Here is a 17,273-nt window from a genome sequence, read left to right as displayed (position 1 = left end):
TTCATGGTGCTGGACGCTTTTGGTGGAGCGGTGAACCCATTACTCTCCCTGCCATGACCCGAACGTAGAGGATCGACCTGCCGTGACTTCCGTGCCTGCCTCTCCGAATGCCACCCAGGCGGCCACCGCCGTCGCCGAAAGCGTCCAGTATCAGGGCCGCAAGGCCAGCCGTCAGGGCAGCGAGCAGCGTCGCCAGGCGATCCTCGACGCCGCCATGCGCATCATCGTGCGTGAGGGCGTGCGCGCCGTGCGCCATCGCGCCGTGGCAGCCGAGGCGCAGGTGCCGCTGTCGGCCACCACCTACTACTTCAAGGATATCGATGACCTGATCACCGATACCTTCGCCCAGTTCGTCGAGCGCAGCGCCGCGCACATGGCGGCCTTCTGGGCCAGCACCCAGGGCCTGCTGGAAGAACTGGTGGGGCGTCTCGACGGCAGCGAGGCCGCGCGCCGGCAACTGGCCGACGAGATCGCCGGGCTGGCGGTGCAGTACGTGCAGCGGCAGTTGCGCGAGCGCCGCGATCACCTGATCGCCGAGCAGGCCTTCCAGCAGGAGGCGCTGCTCAATCCGCGTCTGCGCGACCTGGTACGCGCCCATCGGCAGATCCTGCAGCAGGGCGTCACCCACTTCTTCGAGGTGCTCGGCTCACGCCAACCGGAGCAGGATGCCGTGCTGTTGACGGCCGCCATCGTGCGGATGGAGTATCAGGGCCTGCTGGACGGTGTCGAGCACCTGGACAGCGAGGGAATGCTGGCCATCCTTAAACGCTACATGAACCTGGTTCTGGGGTTGTAAACCGCCGGCTACGCCGCCGAGCGGTCTTCACAAGGAGAGCGAAATGAAAGCCTGGCGCGTACTGGTCGCCTTGTCCTTCCTGCTGTTGAGTGGTTGTCTGGTTACTTTCAAGGACCCGATCCCGGCCAACGAAGCCGCGCCGATTCCGCTGCTGGGCGAATGGACCCGCCAGGACGAGTGGGGCGATCAGCTCTATCTGGAAATCACCCGTGCCGGCTCCAACCTGTACCAGGCGCGCGTCTACGAAGGCAGCCCGGACAACCTCGACAGCCTCGAGGAGTTCGGTTTCACCGTGGCCCATCATGGCCGCCGCTGGTACCTGTCGGCCGGTCTGCCGAAGAGCCTGGGCGCCAACTTCGCCATCGCCGGTTTCGAGCTGACCAAGAGCAACGAACTGGTGCTGTACAACCTCGACAGCGAGCGCATCCTGCAGGACATGGAAAAGGGCCTGCTGGAGGGCGAAACCGTCGACATGCCCGAAGGTGACGGCGCACTCATCACCAGCCCGCTGGACAAGGTATTCGCCTATCTTGACGACCCGGCCAACGCCGACCTGTTCGTCGAGGTGGCGCGCTATCAGCGGGCCGCCGAGTAGGAACTGCCATGAACAGCCAGCAGAAACTGGACGACTATCAGCTCTGTATCCGTGCCCTGAGCGACCGCATCGTCGAGGCGCAGAACCCCATTCGCGTGCTCGATGCGGTGAAGTGGGACGACGGCATCCGCGACGCCTTTCTCAAGGCCAAGGGCAAGCAGCCGCCGGCGGTGGACCGCGACTACTACCTGAGCCGGCCGCTGGCCTTCGACGCGCAAGCGAAGAAGCTCGAGTTCCAGAACATCGAGCGCGACATCACCCGCCAGCTCGGCCAGTTCAACCCGGTCGGGCAGATCATGCGGCGCATGTGCAAGGAATACCGCATGGTCATCCGCATGCTCGAGGCGCGCGGCACCGAGGACTTCGGCCTGATCAGCCAGGAGCTCTACGGCGCGGCCTCCGATGCCTTCCATGCCGGTGACCCGACCCTGGCCGATCTCGGCCTGATGCTCTCGGACTACCTCAACAACATCGCCGCCCGCGGCGATCTGGAAGACGAGCCCAAGATCCTCGGCGCCAGTGATGCGGTGAACATCCTGCAGCAGCGTCTGGCCGGGGTGTTCGGCGATGACACCATCCGCGTGTTCGAGTCCGACGGCATCCTCGCCGACGCCGCGGCGGGCGCCGACTACATCAAGATTCGCAGCGACGCGCGCTTCAACGAGCGCGACGTCAAGGCGCTGGAAGTGCACGAGGGCCTGGTGCATGTGGGCACCACGCTCAACGGGCTGAACCAGCCGATCTGCACCTTCCTGGCCAAGGGCCCACCCTCGTCCACCGTGACCCAGGAAGGCCTGGCGATCCTGATGGAAGTGATCGCCTTCGCCTCCTATCCGACCCGTCTGCGCAAGCTGACCAACCGCACCCGCGCCATCCACATGGCTGAGGAGGGGGCGGATTTCCTCGAGGTGTTCGAGTTCTTCCGCGAGCAGGGCTATGGCCTGGAAGGCGGCTACAGCAACGCCAGCCGGGTGTTTCGCGGCTCGCTGCCCAATGGCCTGCCATTCACCAAGGACCTGTCGTACCTCAAGGGTTTCATCCTCATCTACAACTACATCCAGCTGGCGGTGCGCAAGGGCAAGCTGGAGCAGATCCCGCTGCTGTTCTGCGGCAAGACCACCCTGGAAGACATGCGCACCCTGCGCAAGCTGGTGGACGAGGGCCTGGTGCTGCCGCCCAAGTACCTGCCGCCGCAGTTCCAGGACATGAACGCGCTGTCGGCCTGGATGTGCTTCTCCAACTTCCTCAACCATCTGAGCCTGGACCGCATCGAAGCCGACTACGCCAATATCCTCTAGAGCCGCCGTAGGGTGCGCCGTGCGCACCACTGGTTCAGCGCCAGGCCTACCCCGCCGTGGCCCATCCCGGAGACCAGCCCGTGCCCAGCCATCAACTCGACTACGAAATCCTCGGCGCCTCGGCGCAATCGGTAGAGATCGTCCTCGACCCCGGCGAGACGGTGATCGCCGAGGCTGGGGCGATGAACTACATGACCGACGGCGTGCGTTTCGAAACGCGCATGGGCGACGGCTCCTCCAGCGGTCTGCTGGGCAAGCTGTGGAGCGCCGGCAAGCGCATGCTTACCGGCGAATCGCTGTTCATGACCCATTTCAGCAATGGCGGGAAGACCCAGGCGCGGGTCGCCTTCGCCGCGCCCTATCCCGGCACCGTGGTGCCCATCGACCTGGCGCAGGTCGGCGGACGGCTGATCTGCCAGAAGGATGCCTTTCTCTGCGCCGCTCATGGCACCAGCATCGGCATCAGCTTCGCCAAGCGCATCGGTGCCGGCTTCTTCGGTGGCGAGGGTTTCATCCTGCAGAAACTCGAAGGCGACGGCCTGGCCTTCGTGCATGCCGGCGGCACGGTGATCCGCAAGGAGCTGAACAACGAGACCCTGCGCCTGGACACCGGTTGCCTGGTGGCCTTCAGCAGCGGTATCGACTACGACATCGCCCTGGCTGGCGGCCTCAAGAGCATGCTGTTCGGCGGTGAGGGGCTGCTGCTGACCACGCTCAAGGGCACCGGCACGGTATGGATCCAGAGCCTGCCGTTCTCGCGCCTGGCCGAGCGGGTGTATGCCGCGACCGTCCAGGCCCGCGAAGAGGTGCGTGCCGGTGGCAAGTAAGCTGCGCGCCGTCACGTTGCTGATCGTCAGCCTGTGGCTGGGCGGCTGCAGCGGCCTGCTGTTCTACCCCGAGCCGGGCTTGCCCTTCACCCCCGAGCGGGCCGGGCTGGAGTACCGCGACATCGACCTGCGGGCCGCCGATGGCACCCGTCTGCATGCCTGGTGGTTGCCGGCCAAGCCGGGGGTGGAGCTGAAAGGCACGGTGCTGCACCTGCATGGCAACGGCGGCAACCTGGCCTGGCACCTGGGCGGCGCCTACTGGTTGCCGGAACAGGGTTATCAGGTGCTGATGCTGGACTACCGCGGTTATGGGTTGTCCGAGGGCAAGCCCAGTCTGCCGGCGGTGTACCAGGACATCGATGCCGCCTTCGCCTGGCTCGAGCAGGCCCCCGAGGTGCAGGGCAAACCGCTGATCCTGCTCGGCCAGAGCCTCGGCGGTGCGCTGGCGGTGCACTACCTGGCGCAGCACCCGCAGCGTCGCGAGGCCTTGCAGTCCATGGTGCTCGATGGCGTGCCGGCCAGCTATCGCAGCGTCGCCCGGCATGCCCTGAGCAGCTCCTGGCTGACCTGGCCGCTGCAGGTGCCGCTGTCCTGGCTGGTGCCGGACGGCGACAGCGCCATCCACGGCATCGCCGGGCTCGAGGGGCTGCCGCTGCTGATCTACCACAGTGTTGACGACGCCGTGGTACCCCTGTCCAATGGCCGCCGTTTGTATCAAGCTGCGCGCCCGCCGCGAGCCTTTAAGGCGACCCGTGGCGGGCACGTGCAAACCTTCGCCGAGCCAGCCTGGCGCCAGCTTATGCTGGAGTTCGTCAGTGCGCCCCTGGCCTTCGTCCAGCGCCAGGGGGCGGCCAACGAATCCGCAACTGAGAGTCCGCAATGACCGAACGTGACCCCATTCCCCTGATCCTCACCGGCATCGCCAGCATCGTCGGCACCATCGGTGTGCTCTGGTATTACGGCTACCTGCACTTCGCCAAACCGGAAGATGCCTTGCTGCTGTCCGATTTCACCATGCTCAAGACCATTCCCGGCGAGGACTACAAGGTTTCGCTGAAACCGGCCAACCAGGTGGCGCAATGCATCGATGGCGTGCTGGTGCTGTTCGACATGCAGCAGAAAGGGCTGACCGGCGTGCTGGTGGACAACAAGAAACAGGCCGTGCGCTGCCTGGGTCAGGAAACGCCGCAGCTGGAGCAGTAAGGCCACGCGCTTGCGTCGTGCGCACCTAAAAAAGAAACCCGCCATCAGGCGGGTTTCTTCATTGCAGCGCTGCGATCAGGCGCCGGCCGAGGAGCGCGGTGCCACCGGCTGGTTGTCGTTGGAGATGGTCACCTCCACCCGACGGTTCTGCGCGCGGCCCGAGTCGCTGGAGTTGTCCGCTACCGGATACTCCTTGCCGTAGCCCTGGGCGACGATACGAGTCGGCTCGACACCGGCACGGATCAGTGCGCGGCGTACGGACTCGGCGCGGCGCTCGGACAGGCCCTGGTTGTAGCTGGCCGAGCCGACGCTGTCGGTGTAGCCCTCGACGATCACCTGACGCTCGGGATTTTCCTGGAGGAAGCGCGCCAGTTGCGTGACGTTGGGCAGCGCGCTGCTCTTGAGTTCGGCCTTGTTGAAGTCGAACAGCACGTCACCGAAGGTCACCAGGGTGCCGCGCTCGGTCTGCTTGGCGTTGAGGCTGTCCTGCAGCTTGCGGATCTGCGCGTCGCGGGCATCGAGCAGTGCCTTGGCGCGTTGCGCCGAGGTGTTCTTCAGCTCGTTCTCGGCGGCGCGCAGGGCGATGGTCTGCTTGGCCACCTCGACGCGCTGGTTGGTCAGGTAGGCCAGCTGGTCGACCTTCTTCTCGTCGTCACGCTCCATGTAGGCCTTGTCGGCCTTGTTCAGCCATTCCTGGGCTTCCTTGGTTTCCAGCGCCGCCAGCTTGTTCGACTGCGGGTCGCTTTGCAGCGTGGAGAAGTTGTTGCGAGCCGATTCCAGATTGGCATTGGGCTGGTGCGAGCAGGCGGCCAGGCCGACGCTCAGGGCCAGAAGGGCGGGGATCATCACGTGTTTACGCATGGCGATTCATCCTTATCTGTCAGCGAATGAGTAGGTGACATGACGCTCACTGAGCGTTGCGCATGCCTTCCTCGCGCAGGTCCTGGACACCCTGGCGGGCGTCCTGCAGAGCCTGCTCGGCTTTCGCCGCCTGGGCCTTGCGTTCGGCGACCCGGGCGTCCCACTCGGCCTGTTCGGCCAGGCGGCGAGCCTTGTCATACTCTTTCTCGTGCATGGCCAGTTCGGCCTGCTTGAGCTTGTCCTGCGCCGCTTTCATCTCCACGGCGGCGAACTCGGTGCCACCGGCGCTGATCGCCGAATTCACGGCGGACTGGGTGACGGCGTACTGCTCGCTGGGTGGATTACCGGCACAGCCTGCCAGCACCAGGCTGCTGCCCAAGACCAGGGCGGCCAGTTTCATCCCGTGGCGGGAGGTGTTCGGGGTTTTCTCGGTATGAGTCTTCATGGTGGCTAACTCCATTTGAAACACTCCTATGAACGACGATATCCGTGGCTGGCGCATCGCGACGAGCGTCTATCCGGGGCCTGGACGGCGCCGGCGTTGCTCGATGGCCTAGAAGTGGGACCGAAACATTTTTTGAAAGGTTCAGAAAAAAAGACAGCTAGCTCATGATTGCAACAGTGACCTGTTGGTCAGTTTTCTGCTCGCATACCTGGTGTGGCGGGGCGGATTGCAGCGGCAGGAGGGCCGCCTGGAAGGATGCGCAAAGGCAAGCGAAACGGCGATCCATGGGCGTTCGCTTGAGGTTATGGGCAGCGCCGGCCCCGCCGGATGGGGGCCGCTAACGGATGGCCGCCGACGCCCCGCAGCGCTTCTGGTTGCGCTGCAGCGCCCGGCGGTGTAAGGCGATATGCGCGATATATCGAACAGGCGAGCCGGCTGAAGCGGTTTCAGTGCGTCTGTTCCGAGCCTTGTTCGGTGAGTTCGCGCAGATACTTGCGTGACAGGGCGAGAAAGCGTGGCGTCGGGCCGATGTCTTCGTACAGCGGGTCGCCCTGTTCATCCAGCGCCACCACCTTGCTGCCGCGCACGTAGGGCAGGCTGGCTTCCAGCTCCTCCAGTGCCGCCCCGATCAGTTCGCCGAGCAGTTCTTCGCTGTGATGCTTGGGGTACATCTCGGCCAGCGCGGCCAGGCGCGCCGCTGCCTCTACATCCAGATGGATGTGGTAGCGGGTCGTGGTCAGGCGGCCTTTGGCGTTCTGCTCCCAATGTTTGGCCAGTTCTCGAATTCTCATGTCTCAGCTCCTCAAGGGCAGCGCGGACGGGACAGCCCGGCGCATGCCGGGAATGCCTGTAGGTAAGCCTAGACCCAGCGCATGGACACCGCCGCGGTGTGCGTCGCACCCTTGTAAGAAGTTGGCGCGCTGGGCACTCTGTTGACATTGATCAGGACAAGGAGTGCGACATGGCGGAAATCGATGCGCGCCTGCGAGAGGAAGTCCACCTGCTCGGTGAGCTGCTCGGGCAGACCATACGAACCCAGCTCGGCGACGACTTTCTCGACAAGATCGAACGCATTCGCAAGGGCGCCAAGGCCGGCCGCCGCGGCTCGGCGGCCGGAGCCGAACAGCTGACCAGCACCCTCGGCGACCTCGGCGACGACGAGCTGTTGCCCGTTGCGCGGGCCTTCAACCAGTTTCTCAATCTGGCCAATATCGCCGAGCAGCAACACCGTGTGCGCCGACGCCGCCCGGACGAGCCCGAGCCCTTCGAGCTGCGGGTGCTCGACGAGCTGCTCGAACGCCTGCTCGCCGCCGGTCAGAAACCCGACGAGTTGGCCCGTCAGCTCGGGCGCCTGGACATCGAACTGGTGCTGACCGCTCACCCCACCGAAGTGGCGCGGCGTACCCTGATCCAGAAATACGATGCCATCGCCGCGCAGCTGACGGCGCTGGACCACAGTGACCTGCTGCCGGCCGAGCGTGAGCGTATCGCCCTGCGTCTGCAGCGGCTGATCGCCGAGGCCTGGCATACCGAAGAGATTCGACGCAGCCGGCCCAGCCCGGTGGACGAAGCCAAATGGGGCTTCGCCGTGATCGAGCATTCGCTGTGGCAGGCCGTGCCGCAGTTCCTGCGCCGCGCCGACCGCAGCCTGCAGGCCGCCACCGGTTTGCGTTTGCCGCTGGAGGCGGCGCCGATTCGCTTTGCGTCCTGGATGGGCGGCGACCGCGACGGCAATCCCAATGTCACCGCTCGCGTCACCCGCGAGGTGCTGCTGCTGGCGCGCTGGATGGCCGCCGACCTGTACTTGCGCGATGTCGATCAACTGGCCGCCGAGCTGTCCATGCAGCAGGCCAGTGCCGAGCTGCGCGCCCAGGTCGGTGACAGCGCCGAGCCTTATCGGGCGTTGCTCAAGCAGTTGCGCGAGCGCCTGCGCGAGACGCGCAGCTGGGCGCAGCAGGCGCTGACGGCCGACATCGCGCCCGGCGCTGCGGTGTTGCAGGACAATCATGATCTGCTGGCGCCGCTGCAGCTCTGCTATCAGTCGCTGCATGCCTGCGGCATGGGCGTGATCGCCGATGGGCCGCTGCTCGACTGCCTGCGCCGGGCAGCGACCTTCGGCCTGTTCCTGGTGCGTCTCGATGTGCGTCAGGATTCCACCCGGCACGCCGCCGCGTTGTCGGAGATCACCGATTACCTGGGCCTCGGGCGTTACGCCGAGTGGGACGAGGAGCAGCGCCTGGCCTTCCTGCAGCGCGAACTGGACAGCCGTCGGCCGCTGCTGCCGAGCGACTACCGGCCCTCGGCCGATACCGCCGAAGTGCTCGCCACCTGCCGCGAGGTGGCCGCTGCGCCCGCGGCAGCGCTGGGCTCGTACGTGATCTCCATGGCCGGTGCAGCCTCCGACGTGCTGGCGGTGCAACTGCTGCTCAAGGAGGCCGGGTTGCGCCGGCCGATGCGCGTGGTGCCACTGTTCGAAACCCTGGCCGATCTGGACAACGCCGGCCCGGTGATCGATCGCCTGCTGGGGTTGCCCGGTTATCGGGTGCGGTTGCACGGGCCGCAGGAAGTGATGATCGGCTATTCCGATTCGGCCAAGGATGCCGGCACCACCGCGGCCGCCTGGGCGCAGTACCGCGCCCAGGAGGAGCTGGTGCGCCTGTGTGGCGAACATCAGGTGGAGCTGCTGCTGTTCCATGGCCGCGGTGGCACCGTGGGCCGGGGCGGTGGCCCGGCTCATGCCGCGATCCTGTCGCAACCGCCGGGTTCGGTGGCGGGGCGTTTCCGCACCACCGAGCAGGGCGAGATGATCCGCTTCAAGTTCGGCCTGCCGGACATCGCCGAGCAGAACCTCAATCTGTATCTCGCTGCGGTGCTGGAGGCCACCTTGCTGCCGCCACCTGCGCCCGAGCCGAGCTGGCGGGCGATGATGGATCGTCTCGCCGACGTCGGGGTCAAGGCCTACCGCGGCGTAGTGCGCGAGCATCCGCAGTTCGTCGCCTACTTCCGCCAGGCGACCCCGGAGCAGGAGCTGGGCAGGCTGCCACTCGGCAGTCGTCCGGCCAAGCGCCGCGAAGGTGGGGTCGAGAGCCTGCGGGCGATTCCGTGGATCTTCGCCTGGACCCAGACCCGCCTGATGCTGCCGGCCTGGCTCGGTTGGGAACAGGCGCTGGGTCAGGCACTGGCAGGTGGCGAAGGCGAGCTGCTGAAGAACATGCGCGAGCAGTGGCCGTTCTTCCGCACGCGCATCGACATGCTGGAGATGGTGCTGGCCAAGGCCGACGCCAGCATTGCAGCACTGTATGACCAGCGTCTGGTGGAGCCGGCGCTGCAGCCACTGGGTGCGCAGTTACGCGACCTATTGTCGCAGGCCTGTGCCGCGGTGCTGGAACTGACCGGTCAGTCGCGCCTGCTCGCGCACAGCCCGGAGACGCTGGAATCGATCAGCGTGCGCAACACCTATCTCGATCCGCTGCATCTGCTGCAGGCCGAGCTGCTGGCACGGTGCCGGCTACGCCAGCAGGCGCCGGAGAGCCCTCTGGAGCAGGCGCTGCTGGTCAGCGTGGCGGGCATTGCGGCCGGTCTGCGCAACACCGGTTGAGGGGCGCAGAGGCCGGCAAGGCATGTGCCAGGCCGGCCTCGCCGAGCCTGTTCACCGGGTCGGGCGAAGGGGTTTTATCCGACTTTTGGCGGCTTGTGCGCCTGGGGTGCGCTGTGTATCTTGAGCAGCCTTTTGGCCGCTGCGGCTGCCGCACCATTTAAGAGATTGGCCCCACGAGGCGAGTCCGACCGATTACTAGATAACTCTTGAGGAGCACATCGATGCGCGTGATTCTGCTGGGGGCGCCCGGTGCCGGCAAAGGTACCCAGGCTCGCTACATCACCGAGAAATTCGGTATTCCGCAAATCTCCACCGGCGACATGCTGCGTGCTGCGGTCAAGGCGGGCACCGAACTGGGCCTGAAGGCCAAGAGCGTGATGGATGCCGGTGGCCTGGTTTCCGATGACCTGATCATCAACCTGGTCAAGGAGCGCATCGCCCAGCCCGACTGCGCCAATGGCTTCCTGTTCGATGGCTTCCCGCGCACTATTCCGCAGGCCGAAGCCCTGCGTGACGCCGGCGTGACCCTGGATCACGTGGTGGAAATCGCCGTCGACGACGAGGAAATCGTCAAGCGTCTGTCCGGCCGTCGTGTGCACCCGGCTTCCGGTCGCGTCTACCACACCGAGTACAACCCGCCGAAGGTCGCCGGCAAGGACGACGTCAGCGGTGAGGAACTGGTTCAGCGTGAAGACGACAAGGAAGAGACCGTGCGTCATCGCCTGTCCGTTTACCACTCGCAGACCAAGCCGCTGGTGGATTTCTACCAGAAGCTGTCCGCCGAGACCGGCACCCCGAAGTACAGCCACATTCCGGGCGTCGGCAGCGTCGAAGACATCACCGCCAAGACCCTGGCCGCGCTGGACTGAGTCCACCGCCAGCTGTCTCCGACAAAGGCCCCGCAAGGGGCCTTTGTCGTATATGGAACATGGATACGTTCTGGTCGCTCTCAAGCATGGCCGCGCAAGGCGGGCCGACTAGTATCGACGATGCAAGCCTCCGGCCTGCGTCGGGGCGCGTCGACAACCTATAAGGAAGAGGGCATTCAATGATCGAGAAACGCATCTGGCTGGGCCTTGCGGCAGCACTGCTGGCCACTCCGCCGGTATTCGCCGAGACCGCCGCACCGGGCAAGGCCGACTGTTCCGTTGCCGAGTTCGCCATGGGCCTGCGCTTTCAGCAGCAATCGGCGGAAATCCAGGCGCTGCAGCTGCAGGCCTACAACATCGCCACGGAGAAACTCGACAAGGCCGTGGCCGCAGCGAAGGATCCGTCGAAGCTGGCCATCGTCACCGACCTCGACGAAACCGTGATCGACAACAGCGCCCTGCTGGCGCGTGATCTGGCCAACTGTCACCAGTACGACGCCTGGGATACCTGGCTGCCCTGGGAGCGCGACGGCGTGCCCAGGCTGATTCCCGGCGCGAAGCAGTTTCTCGACCGCGCCGACAAGCTGGGCGTGACCATCCGCTACATCTCCGACCGCGCCGACGAGCAAAAGAAATACACCCTGGCCACCCTGAGCAAGCTGGGCCTGCCGCAGGTCTCGGAGCAGAGCGTGCTGCTGCTCGGCCCGCCCAAGGTCGAGCGGCGCGCCATCGTCAGCGCCGATCATCAGATCATCATGCTGCTGGGCGACACGCTGCATGACTTCGATGCGCGCTTTCGCAAGACGCCGCTCGACGCGCAGCGCAACACCGTTGCCGAAGAGGCCGGCAAGTGGGGCGTGGAGTGGATCGTGTTCCCCAACGCCAGCTACGGCACCTGGTCCAAGGCGCCGCTGCAAGGCTGGGAGGCCGAGACGGTCGTCGAGCCCTGGTAGGGCGTTGCGGCCGCCACCGGTCGTGCGCCGGTGGCGTCTGGCCGTCAGGGTGCTGGAAAAAAACTCCTCGAGCCGGTCTAATGCCGGCTCTTTTTTCTGCAGCTGTCCGAATGCAATGACCACTCTCCTGGCCCTGGATACCGCCACCGAAGCCTGCTCCGTCGCGCTGCTGCATGACGGTCGCGTGCTCAGCCACTACGAGGTTGCCCCGCGCCTGCATGCGCAACGCCTGTTGCCGATGATTCAGCAACTGCTGGGCGACGCCGGCATCGCCGCCTCGGCGCTGGATGCCATCGCCTTTGGCCGTGGCCCGGGCGCCTTCACGGGCGTACGCATCGCCATCGGCGTGGTTCAGGGCCTGGCGTTTGCCCTGGACCGGCCGGTGTTGCCGGTATCCAATCTGGCCGTGCTGGCCCAGCGCGCGCTGCGTGAGCGGGGCGCGACCCAGGTGGCGGCAGCCATCGACGCGCGCATGGATGAGGTGTACTGGGGCTGCTACCGCGCCGATGCCGGCGAGATGCGTCTGCTCGGCGAGGAGGCGGTGTTGCCGCCGGAGCAGGCCGAGGCGCCGCGTGGCTGCAGCGGCGACTGGTTCGGCGCCGGTACCGGTTGGGGCACCTATGCCGCGCGTATCGCGCTCAAGCCCACTCATATGGATGGCAGCCTGCTGCCGCACGCCGAAGACCTGCTCGCTCTGGCCCGTTTTGCCTGGGCGCGTGGCGAGGCGTTGCCGGCCGATCAGGCCCAGCCGGTGTACCTGCGCGATCAGGTCGCGACACCCAAGGCGCCGTCGGCATGACAATTGGTCGGATGTTTGGCGTCAAGAACCCCTTGGCATTTGCCAAGTCCGGTGGCCGCCGCTACATTGCCAGCACTGTCCTTCGTTCAGCCGAGCCCACCGAGCAGTCCTAGATGCGGATCGACGCTTACCTACCTTCCTACTCGCCCGATCGCGGCCCCCGTTCGGGCACTGCGGTCACGCCCTATCGCGAGGCGCAGCGGGAGATCGAGGTTCGGCGTGAGCAACCGACCGCACCGGCCAGCAGCCAGGGGCTGGAGCAGGCTCCGCAGATTCGTCGGGTGCAGGCCAGCAGCGCCAACACCGACAGCCTGCCGGCCCGTTCCCAGGACCTGGCGTTTCAGCAGCCGGCCATGAGCAACCGCGCCGCCCAGGCGCTGGCCAGCTACAGCACCACCGCCGCCTATGCCAACGAATCCGACGCGCAGGAAGTGCTCGGTCTCGACCTCTACGCCTAACATCGTCCCACGGCGTGTTCCGCGCGCCTCTGTCAGGTCCGCCACAATCGATCGATGAGCGCTGCGCTTCCCTATCATCTTGGCTGTCCCTCCTGGAGCGAAGCCGCCTGGCGCGCCACGCTCTACCCCGATGACACCCGGCCCGCCGATTTTCTCGGCCGCTACGTTCAGGTGTTCAACGCCGTCGAGGGCAACACCACCTTCTACGCTCGCCCCAGCGAGCAGACCGTTGCGCGTTGGGCCCAGCAGATGCCGGCGGATTTCCGTTTCTGCGCCAAGCTGCCGCGCGATGTCAGCCACAGTGACGACCTGTGCCAGCAGTTGGAGGAGGTCGAGCGTTTTCGCCAGTTGCTTGCGCCCCTGGGCGCCAGGGTTGCGCCGTACTGGCTGCAACTGCCGGCCAGCTTCGGCCCGACGCGCCTGGCCGAGCTGGCGGCGTTCATCGAGCACTGGGGCGATTGGCCGCTGGCCATCGAGGTGCGGCACCCGGAGTTCTTCGCCAAGGGTGATGCCGAGCGCGTGCTCAATCGCCTGTTGCATGAGCGCGGTGTCGAGCGCATCTGCCTGGATTCCCGTGCCCTGTTCAGCTGTGATTCACAGGAAGCGGCCGTGCTCCACGCGCAGGCCAAGAAGCCGCGCCTGCCGACTCGGCCCACCACGTTCAGCCAGAGCCCGCAGCTGCGCTTCATCGGTCATCCCGAGTTGCTGGCGAACGACCCCTTCATGGCGCCCTGGCTGGACAAGGTCGCCGCCTGGATCGAGCAGGGATTGCGCCCCTACGTCTTCGCCCACACCTCGGACAACCGCCTGGCGCCCGAGTTGGCGCGACGCTTTCACCAGCAACTGAGCCTGCGTCTGCCCGGCTTGCCGGAGTTGCCGACGCTGCATAGAGAGCCGGAACTGGAGCAGCTCGGCCTGCTCTGATAGGACATGGACATGCTGATACGGATATTCGGCCGATTGCTCTTGCTCGCCGTGCTGCTCGGCGCGGCTCTGCTGGTTGCGCTGTGGCGCGGCTGGGTGGATGTGGCGCCACGTTTCAATCCCTGGGCGCCGCTGGACGTGCGCGAGCAGCCGAACCTGCTGACCGGCTTCAAGCTCTGGCGCCTGAGCGAGGATCGCGAGTTGTGCGACCTGGCCCTGGCGACTTCCGAGCTGCGTTTCACCCGTCTTCCCGACAGCACGCCGCATCCCGGCTGCCCGATAGAAAATGCCGTGCGTATCCAGGGCGCCAACGTCGGCCTGAGCAGCAGCTTCATGGCCACCTGTCCGCTGGCGGTAAGTTTCGCCCTGTTCGAACGGCATGGGCTGCAGCCCGCTGCGCAGGCGGTGTTCGGCCAGCCGGTCAGCCGCATCGAGCACGTCGGCAGCTTCGCCTGCCGCAGCATCGCCGGCAGCCAGCGACCCAGCCAGCATTCCTATGCCAATGCCCTGGATATGGTCGGCTTCCGGCTGCGCGACGGACGGCGCATCAGCGTGCTGCACGACTGGCCGGGAGAGGGCGACAAGGCGCGCTTCCTGCGCCTGGTGCAGGAGGCGGCCTGCGACAGTTTCAACGTGACCCTGGGGCCGGACTACAACGCCGCCCACCGCGACCACTTTCACGTGGACATGGGTATGTGGCGCATGTGCCGTTAAGGCGGCGCTGGTAGGGGCGGACGGTTTCTTGTCGGGTGTACCGGTGCGCACGGCGCACCCTATGGAGCATGCGGGGAGGTGACTCTGAAGCTGGCACCTGGCCAAAAAGCCCGGCCGGGCGTCTCGGGGCTGGCGCAAGGAGCATCCACCAGGGTGACACTCGATGCGGCTGTCGGCGGCCGGCTCTGGCAGAATGCCGCTTCTTCGATAGCGGCCGTGAGGCCGAGTGTGAATGTTTCCTGAGCAGACAGAGCCCATGACCGACGAGCCTCGCAACGCCAGCATCCGCATGGATGCCCTGCAAGCCCATCACGCCGAGGCAGCAGCCCGTTGGGCGGCGCGCCTTGGCCTGCCGCGGGTTGGCGAGACCGATTTTGCCCTGCAACTGGGTGATCAGGGCCTGCAACTGGTGGAGTTGGGCGACAAGGCGCCGGGGCCGGTGCGGGTGGATTTCGTCGAGGGCGCGGCAGCCCATCGACGCCAGTTCGGCGGTGGCAGCGGGCAGATGATCGCCAAGGCGGTAGGGGTGCAGTCGGGTATCCGTCCACGGATTCTCGATGCAACCGCGGGTCTGGGGCGCGACGCCTTCGTCCTGGCCAGCCTGGGCTGTGAAATGACTCTGATCGAACGCCAGCCGCTGATCGCCGCGCTGCTCGAGGACGGCCTGCAACGCGCCGAGCTCGACCTCGAGGTGGCGCCCATCGTTGCACGCATGCGCTTGCTGACAGGCAATGCCATCGACCTGATGCAGAACTGGCAGGGCGAGGCGCCTCAGGTGATTTACCTCGATCCGATGTTCCCGCACCGCGACAAGAGCGCCCTGGTGAAGAAGGAAATGCGCCTGTTCAGGCCGTTCGTGGGCGACGATCTGGACGCGCCGGCGCTGCTGGCGGCGGCGCTGGCGCTGGCCAGTCACCGGGTGGTGGTCAAGCGCCCGCGCAAGGCGCCGGCCATCGAGGGGGCGAAACCCGGCTACGTGCTGGAAGGCAAGTCCAGCCGTTACGACGTCTACCCGAAGAAGAAGCTGGAAGGCGCGTAGGGTGCGCCGACTGAGGGTTCGCCGCGATTGCAGCGGTGCGCACGGCTCACCCTGCGGTGGTTCAGCATCGATAGGCGCGTAGAAACAGTTCCACTGCCTCGTGCACGTGTCGTTCGGCGGCCGCGCCTTCGAGCGGGGCGCAGCAACCGATCAGCAGGCGGAAGTGCGCGCCGCCCTTGACCAGGCTGAAGAACTGGTCGGCGGCCATCAGCGGGTCGTCGATCCGCAGCAGGCCGCCCTGATCTGCCCTGCGCAGCAGCGCTTCCATCTCCTGCAGCACGCGCTGCGGCCCGGCCTGATAGAACATCAGCGCCAGCTTGGGATCCTGGCTGGCCAGGCTGACCATCATCCGATGCAACTCCACCGACTCGCGGCTGCTGATCAGCGCGTGGAAGCCGCGGCCGATATTCAGCAGCACGGTCTCGATCGGCGCCCCGGCCGGCAGCTCGAACAGCAGCTCCGGCAGCTGTTCCTCGCACTTGGCCTTCACCGCCGCGGAGAACAGCGTCTCCTTGTCGGTGAAATGGCTGTACACCGTGAGCTTGGAAACCCCGGCCTCGGCGGCGATGGCGTCCATGCTGCTGCCGTCGTAGCCGTGGCGCAGGAACAGGGTCTTGGCCGCGTCGAGGATGGCGCGGCGTTTGGCGAGGTCCTTCGGTCGGCCGGGGCCGGAAGGCTGTAACAACTTGTCAGGCATTGGCGAATTTTAATACTGGACTGGCGAGTTTGCTATTTTTACTATACCCGCCAGTACAAATATTCCAAACCTTCTCCGAAAGGTCGCCATCATGTCCCGCCATGTGCTTCCCCTAGTTGCGTCTCTGGGTCTTGTCTTTCTCCTGTCTGCCTGCGGTAACGGCGAGCCGATGCAGCAGCCGATCCGACCTGCCATGGTGGTGCAGCCGCAACCGGCTGCGGCCCTGGTCGACAGTTATCCGGGCGAGGTTCGCGCACGTTACGAGCCGGAGCTGGCTTTCCGCATCACCGGCAAGGTGAGCAAGCGCATGGTGGATGTCGGCGATCGAGTGAAGAAGGATCAGGCGCTGGCGGAGCTGGACCCGCAGGACGTACGCCTGCAACTGGAGGCGACCCGTGCGCAGGTGGCGGCCGCAGAGGCCAATCTGCAGACCGTGCGTGCCGAGCGCGACCGTTACAAGACTTTGCTCGAGCGCAACCTGGTCAGCCGCTCGCAGTATGACAATGCCGAGAACCTCTACCGTTCCGGCGAAGCGCGCCTGAAGCAGATCAGGGCCGAGTACGACGTGGCCAGCAATCAGGCCGGTTACGCCGTGCTGCGCGCTTCCCAGGACGGCGTGATTGCGCGTCGCGCCGTCGAGGTGGGGCAGGTGGTGGCCGCCGGACAGACCGTCTTCACCCTGGCCGCCGATGGCGAGCGCGAGGTCTCCATCAGCCTGCCGGAGCAGAGCTTCGGTCGCTTCGCAATCGGTCAGCCGGTGGAGGTGGAACTCTGGTCGCAGCCTGATCAGCGCTTCCCCGGTCGCATCCGCGAGATGGCGCCGGCGGCCGATCCGCAGTCGCGCACCTTCGCCGCCCGGGTTGCCTTCAGCGAAGGCAAGGTGCCGGCCGAACTGGGACAAAGCGCGCGCGTATTCATCGCCAGCAACGGCGAGGTGCCGCTGGCGGTACCACTGTCGGCGCTCAGCGCCGAACAGGGCCAGCCCTTCGTCTGGGTGGTCGATCCCCGGGAGCACACCGTGCAGCGCCGTCTGGTGCGGGTCGGCGCCTATGGCGACGATCGCGTGCCGGTGCTCGAAGGCCTGTCGGCAACCGACTGGGTGGTAGCGGCGGGTGTCCAGGTGTTGCGCGAGGGGTTGCAGGTACGCCCGGTGGACCGCGACAACCGCAACGTCGAACTGGCCGCCAAGGAGTAAGC

At 66.1% G+C, this 17,273-nt stretch carries 19 protein-coding genes; 15 read left to right on the top strand and 4 right to left on the bottom strand.

The window, feature by feature from the left end:
- Positions 1–82 precede the first annotated feature (82 nt).
- From L1F06_RS18825 to L1F06_RS18800, 6 genes are all read left to right on the top strand, one after another.
- Positions 83–796 carry a TetR/AcrR family transcriptional regulator gene (locus tag L1F06_RS18825; RefSeq protein ID WP_003246101.1) on the top strand — a complete coding sequence of 238 codons (714 nt, stop codon included), beginning with the start codon at positions 83–85 and terminating at the stop codon, positions 794–796.
- Positions 797–839: 43 nt separating this feature from the next.
- The gene (locus L1F06_RS18820; RefSeq protein ID WP_003246099.1) at positions 840–1,391 is read left to right on the top strand and encodes a hypothetical protein; all 552 of its coding nucleotides are present in this window, start codon (positions 840–842) and stop codon (positions 1,389–1,391) included.
- 8 nt (positions 1,392–1,399) lie between these two features.
- Complete coding sequence (locus L1F06_RS18815; RefSeq protein ID WP_003246097.1) at positions 1,400–2,689, top strand: flavohemoglobin expression-modulating QEGLA motif protein; 1,290 nt, start codon at positions 1,400–1,402, stop codon at positions 2,687–2,689.
- An 80-nt stretch (positions 2,690–2,769) separates the two neighbouring features.
- Positions 2,770–3,516 carry a TIGR00266 family protein gene (locus tag L1F06_RS18810; protein WP_003246096.1) on the top strand — a complete coding sequence of 249 codons (747 nt, stop codon included), beginning with the start codon at positions 2,770–2,772 and terminating at the stop codon, positions 3,514–3,516.
- Positions 3,506–4,399, top strand: a complete 894-nt coding sequence (locus L1F06_RS18805) for an alpha/beta fold hydrolase (RefSeq protein WP_129481693.1) — start codon at positions 3,506–3,508, stop codon at positions 4,397–4,399. The genes L1F06_RS18810 and L1F06_RS18805 overlap by 11 nt, the downstream gene beginning before the upstream one ends.
- Complete coding sequence (locus L1F06_RS18800) at positions 4,396–4,719, top strand: PA3694 family proteiin (protein ID WP_003246093.1); 324 nt, start codon at positions 4,396–4,398, stop codon at positions 4,717–4,719. The genes L1F06_RS18805 and L1F06_RS18800 overlap by 4 nt, the downstream gene beginning before the upstream one ends.
- Positions 4,720–4,794: 75 nt before the next feature.
- Here the strand turns inward: L1F06_RS18800 and lptF are convergent, their stop codons facing one another.
- The 3 genes from lptF to L1F06_RS18785 all read right to left on the bottom strand — a co-directional run bounded on the left by lptF (position 4,795) and on the right by L1F06_RS18785 (position 6,816).
- Entirely contained in the window at positions 4,795–5,580 is a 786-nt protein-coding gene (lptF, locus tag L1F06_RS18795; RefSeq protein ID WP_003246091.1) for a lipotoxin F family OmpA-related lipoprotein LptF, read from the bottom strand.
- Positions 5,581–5,626: 46 nt separating this feature from the next.
- Positions 5,627–6,040 carry a DUF4398 domain-containing protein gene (locus L1F06_RS18790; RefSeq protein WP_003246089.1) on the bottom strand — a complete coding sequence of 138 codons (414 nt, stop codon included), beginning with the start codon at positions 6,038–6,040 and terminating at the stop codon, positions 5,627–5,629.
- Positions 6,041–6,471: 431 nt separating this feature from the next.
- Positions 6,472–6,816 carry a hypothetical protein gene (locus L1F06_RS18785; RefSeq protein WP_003246087.1) on the bottom strand — a complete coding sequence of 115 codons (345 nt, stop codon included), beginning with the start codon at positions 6,814–6,816 and terminating at the stop codon, positions 6,472–6,474.
- Between the two features lie 170 nt (positions 6,817–6,986).
- Here L1F06_RS18785 and ppc point away from each other — a divergent pair, with 170 nt between their 5' ends.
- From ppc to L1F06_RS18745, 8 genes are all read left to right on the top strand, one after another.
- Positions 6,987–9,623 (top strand): phosphoenolpyruvate carboxylase, encoded by a 2,637-nt coding sequence (gene ppc / locus L1F06_RS18780; protein ID WP_003246086.1) that lies wholly within the window; start codon positions 6,987–6,989, stop codon positions 9,621–9,623.
- A gap of 221 nt (positions 9,624–9,844) precedes the next feature.
- Complete coding sequence (gene adk, locus L1F06_RS18775; protein ID WP_003246084.1) at positions 9,845–10,492, top strand: adenylate kinase; 648 nt, start codon at positions 9,845–9,847, stop codon at positions 10,490–10,492.
- A 179-nt stretch (positions 10,493–10,671) separates the two neighbouring features.
- A complete protein-coding gene (locus L1F06_RS18770) occupies positions 10,672–11,445 on the top strand; it encodes a 5'-nucleotidase, lipoprotein e(P4) family (protein WP_129481692.1) in 774 nt (257 codons plus the stop codon).
- A 115-nt stretch (positions 11,446–11,560) separates the two neighbouring features.
- Entirely contained in the window at positions 11,561–12,244 is a 684-nt protein-coding gene (gene tsaB / locus L1F06_RS18765) for a tRNA (adenosine(37)-N6)-threonylcarbamoyltransferase complex dimerization subunit type 1 TsaB (RefSeq protein WP_096825790.1), read from the top strand.
- Between the two features lie 113 nt (positions 12,245–12,357).
- On the top strand, positions 12,358–12,702 hold the full coding sequence (locus L1F06_RS18760) for a hypothetical protein (RefSeq protein WP_003246079.1): 345 nt from the start codon (positions 12,358–12,360) through the stop codon (positions 12,700–12,702).
- Positions 12,703–12,756: 54 nt separating this feature from the next.
- Positions 12,757–13,626 carry a DUF72 domain-containing protein gene (locus L1F06_RS18755; RefSeq protein ID WP_129481691.1) on the top strand — a complete coding sequence of 290 codons (870 nt, stop codon included), beginning with the start codon at positions 12,757–12,759 and terminating at the stop codon, positions 13,624–13,626.
- A 12-nt stretch (positions 13,627–13,638) separates the two neighbouring features.
- A complete protein-coding gene (locus tag L1F06_RS18750) occupies positions 13,639–14,340 on the top strand; it encodes an extensin-like domain-containing protein (protein WP_012019428.1) in 702 nt (233 codons plus the stop codon).
- Between the two features lie 256 nt (positions 14,341–14,596).
- Complete coding sequence (locus tag L1F06_RS18745; RefSeq protein ID WP_129481690.1) at positions 14,597–15,379, top strand: class I SAM-dependent methyltransferase; 783 nt, start codon at positions 14,597–14,599, stop codon at positions 15,377–15,379.
- Between the two features lie 61 nt (positions 15,380–15,440).
- Here the strand turns inward: L1F06_RS18745 and L1F06_RS18740 are convergent, their stop codons facing one another.
- Positions 15,441–16,076 (bottom strand): TetR/AcrR family transcriptional regulator, encoded by a 636-nt coding sequence (locus tag L1F06_RS18740; protein WP_003246073.1) that lies wholly within the window; start codon positions 16,074–16,076, stop codon positions 15,441–15,443.
- Between the two features lie 91 nt (positions 16,077–16,167).
- On the opposite strand from L1F06_RS18740, the gene L1F06_RS18735 reads away from it, so the two are divergent.
- On the top strand, positions 16,168–17,271 hold the full coding sequence (locus L1F06_RS18735; protein ID WP_012019425.1) for an efflux RND transporter periplasmic adaptor subunit: 1,104 nt from the start codon (positions 16,168–16,170) through the stop codon (positions 17,269–17,271).
- Positions 17,272–17,273: the final 2 nt, after the last annotated feature.

Source organism: Pseudomonas hydrolytica, assembly GCF_021495345.1.
GTDB classification, from domain to species: Bacteria; Pseudomonadota; Gammaproteobacteria; order Pseudomonadales; family Pseudomonadaceae; genus Aquipseudomonas; species Aquipseudomonas hydrolytica.
The sequence above is the reverse complement of the archived record's forward strand: the minus strand, read 5'-3'. Positions and strand labels throughout refer to the sequence as shown.